Genomic DNA, 14,054 nt, shown 5'->3' with positions numbered 1-14,054 from the left:
GGCTCGCTTGCGGCTCTTTGAGCAAGGTTTGCTGTAAATCTTGAGGCATGCCAGATTGATCTGCAGCTCCAACCACCACATCTTGTGGTCCTCAAGCGGCTTCCTAATCAAATTTTTGTAAGGATTTGATATATTCTTTTGATTGTTTTGCGTTTGATGCTTAGGCTCTCAGCACTGGATATTTGTCGGGCAATCAGGGTTATGGCGGTTCCTATGGCGGTTGATTTCGGGTCCTCCACATCAGTGCTTTTGCCTGTTTCGCACATTTTCATGCGTGGTCGTGGCTTCGCCATGCCATTGGGGTCCTAAAGTATGGGTCGCCGCACGCAATCGGTTACCATCTCCCATGTTGCTGCCGATGCGGGCGTGTCGCTGCAAACGGTGAGCCGCGTCATCAATAATGAGCCCAATGTCCGGCCAGAGATGAAGGCGCGCGTGCAGGCCTCGATTGAAAAGCTCAATTATGTCCCCTCAATTGCGGCCCAACGCATGAGTGGGTCGCGATCCTACTTGATCCTGGTCATCAATGACCGAGAACGCACGATTGCGGAATGGCGCGCGCGTCGCGGTGCCGATTGGGTCGACCAAATGCTATTGGGCGGCATGCTGACATGTGCCGAATATGGCTATCGAATGATTTTTGAACTTGTCGATACCCATCATGACCATGTTGAGCGTGAGTTGAGTGGTACCATCGCAGCCCTGCAGCCAGATGGCATCATCCTCACACCACCCCACTCGGAAAATCCCCTGATCACCAATCTGTTGGAAGAGCGTCAGATCCCGTTCGCCCGAATTGGATCCCTGACCCCAGGTAGCGGCTTTGCCATCCATATGGGCGATACGGCCTCAGCTATTATGGCCACGCGGCATCTGATCGATTTGGGTCATACGCGGATCGGCTTCATTGCCGGTGCCCCTGACTACAATCTGTCGCATTGGCGCGTTGATGGCTGGCGGCACGCGATGACAGCGGCTGGCCTCTCGGATGCGGGTCTATATGCGCAGGGTGACTTCAGCTACGAGCGCGGTCGGGTGGCTGCCAGCGCCCTTTTGGACCAGCCAGCACCCCCGACGGCCATAATCGCCAGCAATGATCAGATGGCACTCGCCGCGCTCGATATTGCACAGGAACGCGGGCTGAATGTTCCATCAGATCTGTCTCTGATCAGTTTCGACAACACACCTGTGGTGCGCTTTACCAATCCCCAGCTCACGGCTGTTGATCAGCCCATTGCCGCGGCTTTCTCAAAAGCGGTCGAGTTGTTGATCCACCAATCAACCTCGACAAGCGGAGAGCCCTACTTGGTGGAAGGCTCGCTCGTCGTCCGCGCCAGTACCGCCCCGCCATAAGCCTGACCTTGGTGGGCGCAAAAGCGGCGGCCATTTGCCCGTGCCGCATCGCAGCTGGACCGACTTTCCTGCACATAGGGTCAGCATAGAACAGACTTAGCGTCGATCCACGCTGGGCGCTGATCGCGGTGTCGACCCCTGATCGACTTCGAGAGCCAGACACCAGGCGAGAATGTCCCGATAGAGCGCCTCAATGGGAGTCCCAGCAGGACGCGCCTTGTAGAGACGCAGCAACGCTGCATCAAACTCAGCGAACTTCTTGAAACCTCTCCTGTTTTCCATGTTGGCGATCAAGGATTCATTTGCGATTTCGAAGTCTTGCGGCGACATGCGGTCCAGATAATAGAGGCTTGTGAGCGCCCAATTCATATATTCATCGAAGAGTAGCTTTGGACTGCCGTAATATTGGGTTGCTTTGGTGTCGTCGGCCCAGATCGCGCGGTCTTGGAAAATTCGATTGATGTCATCCACATATGTCGCGCTGGTTGGGTTGATAAAGCCGTGGTTCATTTCGGTAAACAGGATGGCGGACCTTTCAATAGCATCCGCACCCGCGCTAAGTGACGGATTTCGACCATATGGGAAATTAATGTGGGGCTGAAGCTCGCGATATGAATCTGCTTCAACAATGGCCAGAGACTGATTGAAGCCAACCAAGGGCGAGAAGACAATCTTTACCCCGTCGTAAGCCGGAACTGACGGGAATTCACGGCGAAGCCAAACATTGATTTGGCCCACATTTGCTTCGGTCTCAAAAAAGGCTTCTTGTTGACGATATGTCGCTTGATGGTCGGAAAAGAATTGCCGGAAGTTGGATCGTGCCGCAAAATCATTCAGGTCATCTATCAATGGCAAGATTTCGTTTTGATAAGAGCCTTCAAACCCGGTTCGATCATAAATATCACTGCGAACCACCTTTCCGAGCGGGTCAAGGGTTAGGGAATAGGCATTCATCTTCAGGGGAAAATAAACATTCCTGTTTTCAGAAAGTTGGGCATTGATTTTCCTGACCAATGGGTGATCTCTAAACGGATCGAAATGGCGGCGAACGTCGCGATAATAATCTGAATTCTGATAAATCAGGTCCTTGTCTGCAATGCCGAAATCAGAAAGGGCAATCGCAATATTGACAAGCTCGTATGCTGCCGGGACCTCGACCAGAACCTTGCCACGGTGCACATCTTGGTAGTCACGCGTGAAATGAGCCGGTGGTCGGTCAAAGACTGCGCGCACCACAGTTGGCCGCATAACACCAGCGAATGTGATTTCAAGCCTACGTTCAGTTCCCGGCATGAACGATGCGCAGGCCCGTCGTTCCAAGTTAACAAAACAGAACTCGGTCGCTTCCGTCGTGGAGACCGGGAGGTTTAATTGCTTGGGATAGTCTGCGGGGATAAGGGTCCAAGTTCCAACCTCTTCCCCGCCTATGACGATTTTGACGTTTTGAGTCTCTGCGAGGAGTTGTATTGCCGGTGGCGTTGAGGCTGACAGGTATGACGACTCGGGCGTCTGAGAATTGGCAGAAGCCGTGCTGGGTATCAGAACAGCAAGACCAGCGAGATATTTGCTAAGGCTATTCATGCACCGGACCTCATGACTATCCGCTGGGTTACCGGCTAATAACATGAAGTCAATAAGGAGCTGCCCGATGTATGGACTGATGCATGATTGGTTTAAGTTGCAAAAGTGGTCTTGATCCAGATGGGACCCCGCAAGACACCAGCCTATCTGGTTTATGGGCCTTTCTCTCGCATGCTTTGTCCCGATCAGTGATGACTTGGCACCATCTCAATCCCATGATTTCTTCAAGGCGTTCTGACGTTCACGCCCAATTCTGTGCCAAGTTTTCGTCTTGGAGGGCGAAGCCAGGCATTTGGCTGTTTTATGACGCCGCGTGCCGGATGGTGTCGCGGGCTTCTATGATCGTCGACACGAGGTCATCAATATCAGCATCTTGGGTCCGCCAGGACGATACGCTGATCCGGAATGCAGGTCTGCCACGCCATATGGTCGTCCCGAACCAAGCCCGTCCGCTGTCGGAAACCAATTTTTGGATCGCCAAAGTTGTTTGATCATCGTCACAGCGCACAAGGACTTGGTTGAGGACGATACGGTTGAGAATATCAAATCCTTCTGCCTTAAGTGCTTGGCCAATTTTTTGGGCCTGATCTATGTGCCGCTCAATCATGCTTGCAATACCATTGCGACCCAAAGACCGGAGAGCGGCCCAAACTGGGATGCCACGGGCACGCCGCGAAAACTCCAAGGTCAAATTCTTTTGGGCATTAACCGAGGCCATGGCGTAGGCTGCATCGCTATTCATCGCCTTGGCCAAGGCTGTAGGGTCACGACAAATGGCCATGGCACCGTCATAGGGTGTATTCAGCCATTTATGGCCGTCTGTTGTCCAACTGTCAGCCTGGTCAACATCTCGTGCTAGGTCGGCGGCCAGTGGCGTTGCGCGGGCCCACAGTCCGAAGGCCCCGTCGACATGTACCCAAGCACCCGCCTGCTTGGCCTTTGGGATTAGGGTTGAAAAGGGGTCAAATTCCCCTGTGTTGACCTCCCCCGCCTGCAGGCAAAGGATGGTCATATCATCCATCGGGGGTAATTGATCCGGGTCGATACGCCCAAAGCTGTCTGTGCGAGCAATCAGTAAGCGATTTATGCCAAACCCAAGAATCCGCAGGGCTTTCTTGACTGTCACATGGGCGAGGTCGGAGACAATGACCTTAACTTCGGGTGCATGCACGAGGCCGTCTTCGTCAAAGTTCCAGCCATGACGTTCCAATAATGACCGCCGTGCCGCTGTGAGGCAGCTGACGGTGCTCGCGGTCGCACTCGTCCCAAACCCGACCGCACTTTGTCGTGGCAAATCTAGCGCGTCGAGAATCCATTCGGCGGCGACGGATTCCAACTTTGCCGCAATCGGTGAATTGTTAAATGACGATGCACATTGATCCCAGGCTAGCATGAGGCGTTCGGCAGCCGCTGCAATGGGCAGGGTCGCGCCCACCACGAATCCAAAATAATGAGGTCCGTTAGAGGTAACTGTTCCAGGGGATCCTGTGCCGGCCATCAGCGCAAGTGTTTCAAGACCATCGCAACCTTGCTGCGGCAGCGGCTCATCAAAGGCCGATAATGCTTGGATGGCCATCTGATCTGGAAAGACGCGCCTGTGAGTGACCGAGGCCAGATAGTCTGCGGCATAGGTGTCAGCCCGACCAATCAAATCAAGCTCTTCCATGTTTCGTCCTTATAAATCGGCAATGCCTTGGCTAAATGCCTGCAGAGAGGCCTCATTGCGCTTAAAATAGGTCCATTTCCCCAGACGTTTGGACGTGACCAGACCAGCCTCGACCAACACGCTCAAATGCGCCGAGGCTGTTGCTGGAGTCATGCCCAATTTTTCCGCAATAAAGACGCCACAGACCCCATCTTTGACCAGATCGGCGTGTACTTGCGGGGGGAAGTGGTCACATGGCGATTTCAGCCAAGTCATGATCGACAGTCGGCTGGCGGAGGACAAGGCTGAGGCGAGCTTTCGGATTTCCACAATATGTCAATTAGCAAAATAACTAATGTTGGTCAATCACAACGTGCGCTGCTGGTTTGTTCGAGCCATGTCGCCATCATCTGAGGCGACATGGTGGCTCCGCCACACACAATGATCACGATTTTTCGAAGATCGGCCAACTCATTTGCCCTGCTGTAAGCAAGGGCTAGGCTTGCACCACAGGCAGGTTCAACCAAAACGCGATGATCTTCCAAGAAAGCCTCACATGCTTTCACCGCCTGCGCATCACTGACCCGTGCACTGATCACCTTATTGGTTTGGCACACTTCCCATGCCTGGCCGCAGATCTGTTTGGCTGCAAGTGAGGTCGCAAGTGTCGCCACTTCCTCCAATGAGGTGAGCTTGCCCGCTTGTAGGGACGCATGGAGTGATGCAGCGCCATAGGTCTCTGTGGCAATGATCGGTATATGGCCCCAGCCTTGCCGATTAAGACCTTCGGCGACACCGGCTAGCAAGCCGCCTCCGCCAACCGACAGTACGATCGCGTCGGGACGAATATTGCTGGCCTTGATCTCGTCAACCATCGAGGCATGTCCAGACCACAAATGGGGATCGTCAAACGGATGAATAAAGGCGTCCGTCGGCCGCAATAGTGACTGGGCAAAGCGATTGGCCTCGTTAAAGTTTGCTCCAGCAATGATCACCTCAGCGCCATAGAGCCGCAAAATATCGCAGGCTTTCACGGACGTTGTTTGGGGAACCACCGTGACGACCGGTATTGAGAGCGCCCGGCCTGCATAGGCCACTGCAATTCCTGCATTTCCTCCTGACGCCGCAACAAACCGGGCAGCCCCGCGCTGCGCATAGGTTGTGCAAGCCCGACCAATGCCGCGGATCTTGAATGACCCACTGGGTTGGAACGCCTCCATCTTGAGCCAAACTTCCTGTTGGCCCGCACTCAGAATTGGAGATTGGATAAGAGGGGTTTGAATATGTAGGTCCAAATCTGGTCCCCGATGGATTGAAGGATCTGGCGTCATAGGCGGCGGTAATGATTCGACAATTAGTTGATCAACTAATTAATGTCTAGCAGCATGGCCTGGAAAAGGCAAACTTCCGTAAGGCCCCCCCTCAATATCAACACCCACCACCACACGGCGGGTCAGACCGACCGCCCACGTAACAGATGCTGGTGGGCATCGTGCTGCTGCCATCTACTTCCTGCGTCAAAATGAACGCCTACTAGGCGCCCGAAAACTTGCTCGCCTTCCTTGTTTTCTGCTCCTCCCCAGCACAGCAAGCGATAGGGTGCATTCCATCGATGGAATGCACCATCGTCAAGCAATTCCTGAGAACGTTTAGGTGAGGCCGAATCCAAATTACTTAGAACGGTTCAATGCGTCGCGCCGCTTGCCTTGAAGTCCTCCGACAATTCTTCCTGCGCGCTCAGACACGAACGACGCGTTTGCGTGGGCCTCGCCTGTAGCCAAGGCGTTCCCGACGGTAAATGGGCTGCGCTATTGGCGATCAGATTCAATGCCAGGCCGTCATACAACGGCGACTTTTGGCCGAAAGGAGATGGTCTGCTTTGGGGCGTGGGGGCGAAAGCGGACGTTGAAAGGCGCTTTAAGGCGCATTCGGAGGTCGCCAGTGACATTGGAGATGGTTCATTCCTTGCAGAACTCACCCCAAAGGCACCAAGTGCATCACTGTACAAACCATAAAAATGCTTATTGACCCCGCCCTTGGGGCAGAGCGCAGAACGAACCGATCACTTGAGATTAGGTGCTGACATGAACTCTGATCGACCCGCAAAAATCGCCAAGCGTCTTGGCATTGGCCTAAAGGCGTTACGTCTTTGGGAGGCAGAAGGGCTGTTGAGGCCCCACCGCTTGGCAAATGGTTGGCGTGTGTTTCGAGACGAGGATGTCACAGCCGCTTGGCGCGTTGCGGCGCTCAAGCAATTGGGCTTCTCGTTGCGCGCCATCAAAGCCTTGCTCAGTCGTGGCACACCTAGTCTTGATGTGATCCTATCAGTGCAGGAACACGCGTTGAATGAGCAATTATCGCAAATCCAACGTGCGCAAAAAGCGATCCTAGCAGCGCGAGAAAAACTCGCTGGCGGTGCCGATCTTGATGCTGATGCCCTCATCATCCTTCATCAGGAGACCAACATGTCTAATAATTTCATTAATCCAACAACCGAGAAATTGTGGGAGGCCACTTTTTCACCTGAGCAAATCCATACGCTGAAAGAACGGCCCTTCACGTCTGAAGATCAAGAGCGCGTCGGCGCGGCTTGGGCCTCTGTCATCACGGAAGCAGACCGGTTACGCGTGATCGGCGATCCCTCCTCGGAAGCGGCAATGGCGCTGGGCCGACGCTGGTTTTCGCTGGTGCGCGAGTTTACGCAAAGCGATCCCGGCATGATTGCCTCAAGCCGCGAATTTTATGCCCAAGGCTTCGCCAACCCCACCACGGCGGGCCAGATGCCATTTGATAAAGCCGTTTGGGATTTTATTCGAAAAGTTGCCGAGCAATTGGTCGCGCGCGGTGAGACGATAACCTAGACGCGTACTTCGTGTAGTGGGGTGCATTTCGCCAATACGACATTTTAGGGTGCAAAACTCGCTACTTGCACATTTTTAGGTCCGTGATCTCTTGTTGATACTCTTCGAGAGTTTTTGACATTCCAACTTCTTTGCGCCGCTGGTTGATCTCGTTTGGGTCTCTTACGGGCGGGAAAATCGGCTCCCCATTTACACAGTTTACTTGACTGCCAAACTCTTGTGGCTCCCCTCGAACAACGGCAACTCTGTCGGCGAACAGGGCGTATTGCTGCTTGCTAAGAAGCCCGCTTTCTGCAGCGGCCTTGATTTCCGGAACAAGGTCAAGAACTTTTGAAATATCGCCATGTTGCAGGATTATGAACGCCGCGCGATGCCCGGCGGGGTCAAGTTCATTCGAATTGAACCAACGGCCAATTGGTTTTAATTCCATAAGCTCTTCGAAATTTTGCTGACCTCTGTTGCCCATTAATACCAACAACCGCCCCTTCAGCGCCTCTTCGTCCTTCGTCAGGGTCCCCTTGTTCTGAAGCGAAGCAAGCAGGCTCCTATTTTTTTGGTCGAGTTCGGCTGCTATTGAAATATTGCCAAGGTTCAAAGTCGTTAGTTCTGCATATCGCTGCTCCAATTCTTGTACCGATTGAACACTCGCAACATTTAAGGGCTTCTGTTCTGACTGAATGCGAGATTCTTGAGAAGGCGGTGGTGCCACCCCGCAACCAACTAAGGTTGGAATCAACAGCAAAGGAACGAGTAGCAGCTTGAGTGGGTTTGCCCGTAACAAAATCTCGATCCTTTTTCGCGCTACAAATCTGCTTAACTCAACTGCTCCCATTCTTCCGGCAGGGCGTCAAATGAAACATTGCAGCCTTAAGGGGTACAACTTGCCTGCGCCGGATTCAGGCCGTGTACTCCCGGAAGTTTCTCACGCTTTACCGACAGTTTTCCCGCACCTCACACCCAAACCAGACCATCTCCTCTTGGCCACTTAGCGCTATGGCTTGGCGGCACCGAATTGAGCCTTGGACAGTGGAGGGCGCGGCTCCCACATCGCGCTTAATGCGTTCCGAAAGGGCCGTCGCGCTTTCATCCGGCACATTGGCACAGCCTGCGATCATCGTGCAGCCTGCAGCGAGGATCAGGAGCACGCGATTGCTCATCGGCGGAATACCTTGATCAGTTCTTCGATCACACGCTGTTGCTCTGCAGGGTCTGGTGCTTTCATGGCCGCAGCGACGCAATGGCCCAGATGGCCGCGCAAGAGATCGGCCTCCACACGCCCTAGGGCAGCACGGGCAGCCTCAATCTGGGTGACCACATCGATGCAATAGCGGCCTTCTTCAACCATCCGGCTGATGCCACGCACTTGCCCCTCAATGCGCTTCAAACCGGCAAGCGCTGACTTTGCCGTCTCATGATCCATCAGAGGTCTCCAGCTTCCTTATACCCCTGTGGGGTATGTAGGCCGGTTTGTTCTTTGCGGCAATCAGCAAGCTCACCGGATGTGCCGCGCAGCCCCGTGGGATACCCGAAGTTAGTGCTATACCTTCAGTAGAGCTCAACCGGCGTAATCCGGGCATGGCCTATGGATGATATCTCTTGAATGCCATTGCCCAGCAGGCTGACGGAGGTCTTTGACTAATATCATAAGTGATTGATTTTATTTATTTATATAAATGACGACTTGTCATTTTTGGCCCAAAATCAATGAAAATCAATGGCCCTTATCGCGACGGTCACGCGAGTTTAGTCACACCATTTTTGTCCAAACCGACGCATTTCCGCTTCTCAGAAATTGCAAAATTTTTGCAAATTTTATGAAACGCGAGGATAAAATACTCTGGCCCTACTGGCAAGATATCCGCTTGTTCGGAGGCTCTTTTGGTGGTGGCTTGGCTCTGAGCCACTCCATAAGAAAGTGTGCGTGGCCAGCGCATTTCCAGATCACCGTGACAATCAAAGTATGCTTTTGGCTAAGGGACCAACCAGGCCCATGTCGCTTGAGCGATGCAATGGTCCACTTAGCGGGCCTTGACCACCACCCACAAGCTAACAAAAAAAGGCGAACAGATCCTCCGAATAGTTGGCAGAAACGACGGGGCGGGGTCATCACCCATGCGCAAGTCCCTTAAGCCCGAAAGCAGACACTCATCGGCGACCTCGATCGGAGCACTTCGGCGACTTCGGCTGCGAGAAAATCTGCAGCACCGGTCCTCAATGGCTTAAGTCATGGGAGCAGCGATGGTTGTGGCGAATACAACTGCCAGGATTGCGCCGGAAAACAATGCAGAATCCAGCGCCATAGCACGCGCAAGCAGGAACCGGGCTCGAGGGGGATCTGTTTCGAGCACTCCGGCAAGGCGCAACCTGTTCCAAGCCCCTATGCAAAGTGCCATCACTGCGCAGATGGCCTTGATGGCAATCATAGTTCCGTAGGCAGAGCGGGTTAGGCCTTCGACGCCCCCGCCGAACAGCCAAGCCAACACGGCCCCGGCAATCATCAGCACTGGCACTGCCATGATCGCGATCTGACCAAAGCGGCGGTTACGTGCAGCCAACGCAACTGAGGAAAGGCGATTGGTTGGCCATAAGGTCATCGGTGCGCTTGCCCAGAACCCGGCCAACACCACATGCAGACCTACAAGTCCAGCGGCTAGCCACGGCATGCCTTGACTACGGGCATGGCCTGTTAGGCCAAAGGCGAGTGCAGCCAGTATCGCCCCACTGGCCAGAAGCAGGCGTGACCGGAAGACCGCCCCTGCGACCAGTAAGCCAACCGCCAACGCTGAGGCAAAGATGGAGGTCTGTTGCATCTCGAAAACCAGACTGGCTAACCCCAAGGCACCGTCCCAGCCGCCGGCTAATTCCATCGCGCTTGTTGCAGTGCGCGTGGCCACCGCAACGGCCAAGGCTGTTGCCGCGACGAGGATTGAGCGCCGCACCCATGCCTCACGGGTCGTTATGATTCCACACGCCGCTTGCATGGAAAGACCAATGGCCAACAGCCCGGTGACAACCCACGCCGCTTTGGCGGAAAGACCCGCTAACCCCAGACCATCAAGGGTCAACATCAGGCCCTCAGCGCCGGGCAATGGTAAAGGTCACATTGCCCGTCATGACGTGCCCGTCCTCGGCAATAACACGCCACGTCAGGCGGTAGCTGTCGGGGGCCAGTTTGGGTAGGGGAATTGTGAAAGTTGTCGTGGCATTTGCGGGTGGCTGATAGCGAATGGGCACGGTTTCGCCCGTAGCTGTGCGCAATTGCACCGAACCAAACCGGGCAGGATGCACATAAGAGACGGTGAAGGTCTCGGGTGCGGTCTGCAGGACTGCATTGCTGGCGATGGAAACGGCGCGTTCCATCGTATGAGCCTGCGCCATAGCAAACGAGGCACAAAGTAGTCCCACCGACATGAGGACCGCACGACCCGTGCGCTGCGTTTTGATTTTGATGGGCATGGTCTGGTTCTCCTGCTTATCGTGCTGGCACGCCATCGCGGGCCAATTCTTCGGGTGTGGCCTTGCGGGCTTCGGTGCCGGGCGGGTTCTCATACCAGCCGGGATCGCCATAGCTGGTAATACCGGGTCGGACTTTCAAAATGGTGACAAGCCCGCCCATGGGAATGTGACCGCGCGGACCTTCGGCACCCACCATCGGGATCGAATTTTCCGGAACTGGCATATGACCCATGGCAACATGCTCGCCATGCTCACCCATGCCATCACGGCCCATGATCATGGCTTCTGGTACCACATCGGCTGTGCGGGCTTGCAGCTTATCTGTATCGACGCCCACCATATTGGGCGCACCATGGCCCATCTGGTTCATCAAATGATGCAGCATATGGCAATGCATCGCCCAGTCGCCGGGATAATCTGCACTGAACTCTACCGTGCGCGTGGTGCCGACCGGGACGAGGACCGTCGTTTCGGGCCAACGCCCAGCTGCGGGGATCACGCCGCCATCGGTCTCTGTGACGGTCCAGCTATAGCCGTGGATGTGCATAGGATGATGATTCTGCATCCCCAGATTGCCGAACCGGATACGCACTTTTTGGCCTTGGGCAACGACCAGTGGGTCGGTCGCGGGGAAGACTTTGCCGTTTAAGGTGAAGACATTGAAGTCTGTCATTTCATTGGGGTCTGGGCGACGGGCACCAGGCCTGATCTTCCATTCATGCAACAGGATGGCAAAGTCGCGATCGACAACAGCGCGTGGCTTACGCGGATGGATAATGAAAAGCCCGGTGAGGCCTAATCCCATTTGCACCATTTCGTCATGGTGGGCATGGAACATCAAGGTGCCATGTTGCACCAGCGCAAACTCGTAAAGCCAAGTTTCCCCCGGCGGAATATTGGGTTGGGACAGCCCACCAACCCCGTCCATGCCAGACGGCAAGATCAAGCCATGCCAGTGTACGGCCGTCGGCGCACCCAGATTATTGGTCACATAAATGCGTAACCGGTCACCTTCGACAGCTTCAATGACCGCGCCTGCCGCTGCTTGGTTGAACCCCCAGACACGAGCCACCAAACCCGGCGCGAACATATGTTCATACTCGCCCAACGTGAGGTGAAACACTTTGACTCCATCGCGAATTTGAAATGGCACTTTGGTGGCGTTGGGGGCTACGACTGGCTGATAATCCTTGCCGGGCCTGCCAGGCGGATAGGCTTGGGGGTGGGCCACAGATGTGGCGTGCGCCCCGGCAGCTTGTGCTGGGTTTGCGGCGACCGCCACAGCACCAGCCGCCAGACCTGCTGCTAGCAGCATGCCGCGTCGGTCGAGGTTTGGGGTATCAGAGGTGGAATAATCAGCAGTCATGGCTTTGCCTTTAGTGGCCCGGCTTCGCGTCGCGCGCGCTTGGGGCTGGGTCTGATGCAAGTAGGGTCGTCTGGCCGGCCGGCGCGCCTGCCAGCAAAAGATCAAGTGCAGCTTGCGCGCGCCAATAGTCGGCCGTAGCCGCGATAGCTGCACGCCCGGCCTCTAAGCGTGCCCGGCGTTCCACCAGCAATTCAAGAATGCCAATCTCCATCGCATTGAAGTCCCGCACGGCACCGTCAAAAACCTCAGCGGAAAGCGGCAGCATGGTGTTGCGGCGGGTGATCGCGATCTGTCGAGTGGCCTCAGCTTGAGCGCGCGCAATTCGAGCCTGTGCGCGCAATTCCAGCTCGAGGGCTTGCGCCATGGCCAGAGCGCGGCGCGCCGTTGCGCCCCGTCGTAATCGTTCGCCGCTGCCGAGGTCAAACACAGGTGCAGCCCATGAGAGACCGCTGCCTTGCTTCCATTCTCCCCCATCACGCTCACGTTCGGCATCTAAGGCAAGGTCGGGAAAAAGGGATGCAAACCAGCCGATTTCCTGATCCGCGCGCGCAGCGTGCAAGGTTCCCGACGCCATGGCGAAGTCCGTGCTCGAAGCGATCACGCGAGCCTCGATATCGCCCATGCTGATTGGGCTGTCGGGTGGCGCGGCCATGCGTTCAAGCTCAACAACCAAGCCTGATTGTTCGCCCCGCAAACCTAGCGCGACGACAAGCGCCTCTTGCGCAGGCACAAGTGCAGCTTGGGCCTGTGCATGGGCAATGCCCGCCTCGGCAGCAAACAAGGCCTCGCGATCCCGCTCGATTTTTGCAATGTTGCCTGCCGCATACAGTGCCTCAGCAGCAGCGGCACTGGCTTGGGCGCTGTCATTGGCTTGCGCCATCAGATCTGCGTTTTGGCGGGCAGCAGCCAAGTTTATCCAAGCTAGTCGGGCCCCCATCGCCACGGCCAAAATCTCAGCAGTTGCTTTTGCCTCTTGATATGCCCGCTGGCCAGCAGCTGCTTTGCGACGATTGGGCAGGGACAAGAGGCGACCGAGATCCAGTCCCAGACCCCATTTCAAACCAGCAGAGCCTGCATGGTCCGGCCGCAACACCATCTGGTGCACTGAAACAAATCCAGGCACGACTGCCTGCAGATAGTCAGCCCGCGCTATCCCAAGCGCCTCGAAGGCTCCAATCACACGGGGATGATTGATCAGGGCAATCTCGACGGCCGCATCTGCGTTAAGCGGCTTTGTGAGCAAAGCGCGGACTCGGGATTGCTGAGTTGAGCCTTGGACAGTGGAGGGCGCGGCTCCCACATCGCGCTTAATGCGTTCCGAAAGGGCCGTCGCGCTTTCATCCGGCACATTGGCACAGCCTGCGATCATCGTGCAGCCTGCAGCGAGGATCAGGAGCACGCGATTGCTCATCGGCGGAATACCTTGATCAGTTCTTCGATCACACGCTGTTGCTCTGCAGGGTCTGGTGCTTTCATGGCCGCAGCGACGCAATGGCCCAGATGGCCGCGCAAGAGATCGGCCTCCACACGCCCTAAGGCAGCACGGGCAGCCTCAATCTGGGTGACCACATCGATGCAATAGCGGCCTTCTTCAACCATCCGGCTGATGCCACGCACTTGGCCTTCAATGCGCTTCAAACCGGCAAGCGCTGACTTTGCCGTCTCATGATCCATCAGAGGTCTCCAGCTTCCTTATACCCCTGTGGGGTATGTAGGCCGGTTTGTTCTTTGCGGCAATCAGCAAGCTCACCGGATGTGCCGCGCAGCCCCGTGGGATACCCGAAGTTAGTGC

Annotated in this window: 14 protein-coding genes; 2 read left to right on the top strand and 12 right to left on the bottom strand. The window is 55.5% G+C overall.

The window, feature by feature from the left end; translation table 11 throughout:
* Window positions 1-312 precede the first annotated feature (312 nt).
* Window positions 313-1,353, top strand: coding sequence for a LacI family DNA-binding transcriptional regulator (locus tag PbB2_RS08035; protein WP_108984792.1), 1,041 nt, complete (start codon window positions 313-315; stop codon window positions 1,351-1,353).
* A 96-nt stretch (window positions 1,354-1,449) separates the two neighbouring features.
* Here PbB2_RS08035 and PbB2_RS08030 read toward each other — a convergent pair whose 3' ends face one another.
* From PbB2_RS08030 to PbB2_RS08015, 4 genes are all read right to left on the bottom strand, one after another.
* A complete protein-coding gene (locus PbB2_RS08030) occupies window positions 1,450-2,646 on the bottom strand; it encodes a DUF4932 domain-containing protein (RefSeq protein ID WP_238164916.1) in 1,197 nt (398 codons plus the stop codon).
* 589 nt (window positions 2,647-3,235) lie between these two features.
* Window positions 3,236-4,600 carry a pyridoxal phosphate-dependent decarboxylase family protein gene (locus PbB2_RS08025; protein ID WP_108984790.1) on the bottom strand — a complete coding sequence of 455 codons (1,365 nt, stop codon included), beginning with the start codon at window positions 4,598-4,600 and terminating at the stop codon, window positions 3,236-3,238.
* Window positions 4,601-4,609: 9 nt separating this feature from the next.
* Window positions 4,610-4,909, bottom strand: a complete 300-nt coding sequence (locus PbB2_RS08020) for an ArsR/SmtB family transcription factor (RefSeq protein ID WP_238164915.1) — start codon at window positions 4,907-4,909, stop codon at window positions 4,610-4,612.
* A 32-nt stretch (window positions 4,910-4,941) separates the two neighbouring features.
* A complete protein-coding gene (locus PbB2_RS08015; RefSeq protein WP_305790454.1) occupies window positions 4,942-5,910 on the bottom strand; it encodes a pyridoxal-phosphate dependent enzyme in 969 nt (322 codons plus the stop codon).
* A gap of 753 nt (window positions 5,911-6,663) precedes the next feature.
* Between PbB2_RS08015 and PbB2_RS08010 the strand changes: the two genes are divergently transcribed.
* Complete coding sequence (locus tag PbB2_RS08010) at window positions 6,664-7,440, top strand: MerR family transcriptional regulator (RefSeq protein ID WP_108984788.1); 777 nt, start codon at window positions 6,664-6,666, stop codon at window positions 7,438-7,440.
* A 61-nt stretch (window positions 7,441-7,501) separates the two neighbouring features.
* On the opposite strand, the gene PbB2_RS08005 is transcribed toward PbB2_RS08010, so the two are convergent.
* From PbB2_RS08005 to PbB2_RS07970, 8 genes are all read right to left on the bottom strand, one after another.
* Window positions 7,502-8,272, bottom strand: a complete 771-nt coding sequence (locus tag PbB2_RS08005; protein WP_108984787.1) for a DUF6624 domain-containing protein — start codon at window positions 8,270-8,272, stop codon at window positions 7,502-7,504.
* Window positions 8,273-8,369: 97 nt separating this feature from the next.
* Window positions 8,370-8,597, bottom strand: coding sequence for a hypothetical protein (locus PbB2_RS08000; protein ID WP_108984786.1), 228 nt, complete (start codon window positions 8,595-8,597; stop codon window positions 8,370-8,372).
* Window positions 8,594-8,860 (bottom strand): metal-sensitive transcriptional regulator, encoded by a 267-nt coding sequence (locus PbB2_RS07995; protein WP_085339619.1) that lies wholly within the window; start codon window positions 8,858-8,860, stop codon window positions 8,594-8,596. The genes PbB2_RS08000 and PbB2_RS07995 overlap by 4 nt, the downstream gene beginning before the upstream one ends.
* Window positions 8,861-9,659: 799 nt before the next feature.
* Window positions 9,660-10,508, bottom strand: a complete 849-nt coding sequence (locus tag PbB2_RS07990) for a CopD family protein (RefSeq protein ID WP_108984785.1) — start codon at window positions 10,506-10,508, stop codon at window positions 9,660-9,662.
* A gap of 7 nt (window positions 10,509-10,515) precedes the next feature.
* Window positions 10,516-10,896 (bottom strand): copper resistance CopC family protein, encoded by a 381-nt coding sequence (locus tag PbB2_RS07985; protein ID WP_192576235.1) that lies wholly within the window; start codon window positions 10,894-10,896, stop codon window positions 10,516-10,518.
* Window positions 10,897-10,912: 16 nt separating this feature from the next.
* Window positions 10,913-12,262 carry a multicopper oxidase family protein gene (locus PbB2_RS07980; protein WP_108984901.1) on the bottom strand — a complete coding sequence of 450 codons (1,350 nt, stop codon included), beginning with the start codon at window positions 12,260-12,262 and terminating at the stop codon, window positions 10,913-10,915.
* Window positions 12,263-12,272: 10 nt separating this feature from the next.
* Entirely contained in the window at window positions 12,273-13,673 is a 1,401-nt protein-coding gene (locus PbB2_RS07975; protein WP_108984783.1) for a TolC family protein, read from the bottom strand.
* Window positions 13,670-13,936 carry a metal-sensitive transcriptional regulator gene (locus PbB2_RS07970; RefSeq protein WP_085339619.1) on the bottom strand — a complete coding sequence of 89 codons (267 nt, stop codon included), beginning with the start codon at window positions 13,934-13,936 and terminating at the stop codon, window positions 13,670-13,672. The genes PbB2_RS07975 and PbB2_RS07970 overlap by 4 nt, the downstream gene beginning before the upstream one ends.
* Window positions 13,937-14,054 lie beyond the last annotated feature (118 nt).

The sequence above is a fragment of the Candidatus Phycosocius bacilliformis genome (assembly GCF_003112735.1).
Classification (GTDB): domain Bacteria; phylum Pseudomonadota; class Alphaproteobacteria; order Caulobacterales; family Aquidulcibacteraceae; genus Aquidulcibacter; species Aquidulcibacter bacilliformis.
The sequence above is the reverse complement of the archived record's forward strand: the minus strand, read 5'-3'. Positions and strand labels throughout refer to the sequence as shown.

Excerpts from the sequence above, each read along its gene's own strand:
- PbB2_RS08025 (WP_108984790.1), bottom strand. The coding sequence starts at position 4,600 with ATGGAAGAGCTTGATTTGATTGGTCGGGCTGACACCTATGCCGCAGAC.
- PbB2_RS08000 (WP_108984786.1), bottom strand. The coding sequence starts at position 8,597 with ATGAGCAATCGCGTGCTCCTGATCCTCGCTGCAGGCTGCACGATGATC.
- PbB2_RS07980 (WP_108984901.1), bottom strand. The coding sequence starts at position 12,262 with ATGACTGCTGATTATTCCACCTCTGATACCCCAAACCTCGACCGACGC.
- PbB2_RS07970 (WP_085339619.1), bottom strand. The coding sequence starts at position 13,936 with ATGGATCATGAGACGGCAAAGTCAGCGCTTGCCGGTTTGAAGCGCATT.
- PbB2_RS08015 (WP_305790454.1), bottom strand. The coding sequence starts at position 5,910 with ATGACGCCAGATCCTTCAATCCATCGGGGACCAGATTTGGACCTACAT.
- PbB2_RS08035 (WP_108984792.1), top strand. The coding sequence starts at position 313 with ATGGGTCGCCGCACGCAATCGGTTACCATCTCCCATGTTGCTGCCGAT.
- PbB2_RS08030 (WP_238164916.1), bottom strand. The coding sequence starts at position 2,646 with ATGCCGGGAACTGAACGTAGGCTTGAAATCACATTCGCTGGTGTTATG.
- PbB2_RS07985 (WP_192576235.1), bottom strand. The coding sequence starts at position 10,896 with ATGCCCATCAAAATCAAAACGCAGCGCACGGGTCGTGCGGTCCTCATG.
- PbB2_RS08005 (WP_108984787.1), bottom strand. The coding sequence starts at position 8,272 with ATGGGAGCAGTTGAGTTAAGCAGATTTGTAGCGCGAAAAAGGATCGAG.
- PbB2_RS07975 (WP_108984783.1), bottom strand. The coding sequence starts at position 13,673 with ATGAGCAATCGCGTGCTCCTGATCCTCGCTGCAGGCTGCACGATGATC.
- PbB2_RS08010 (WP_108984788.1), top strand. The coding sequence starts at position 6,664 with ATGAACTCTGATCGACCCGCAAAAATCGCCAAGCGTCTTGGCATTGGC.
- PbB2_RS07990 (WP_108984785.1), bottom strand. The coding sequence starts at position 10,508 with ATGTTGACCCTTGATGGTCTGGGGTTAGCGGGTCTTTCCGCCAAAGCG.
- PbB2_RS07995 (WP_085339619.1), bottom strand. The coding sequence starts at position 8,860 with ATGGATCATGAGACGGCAAAGTCAGCGCTTGCCGGTTTGAAGCGCATT.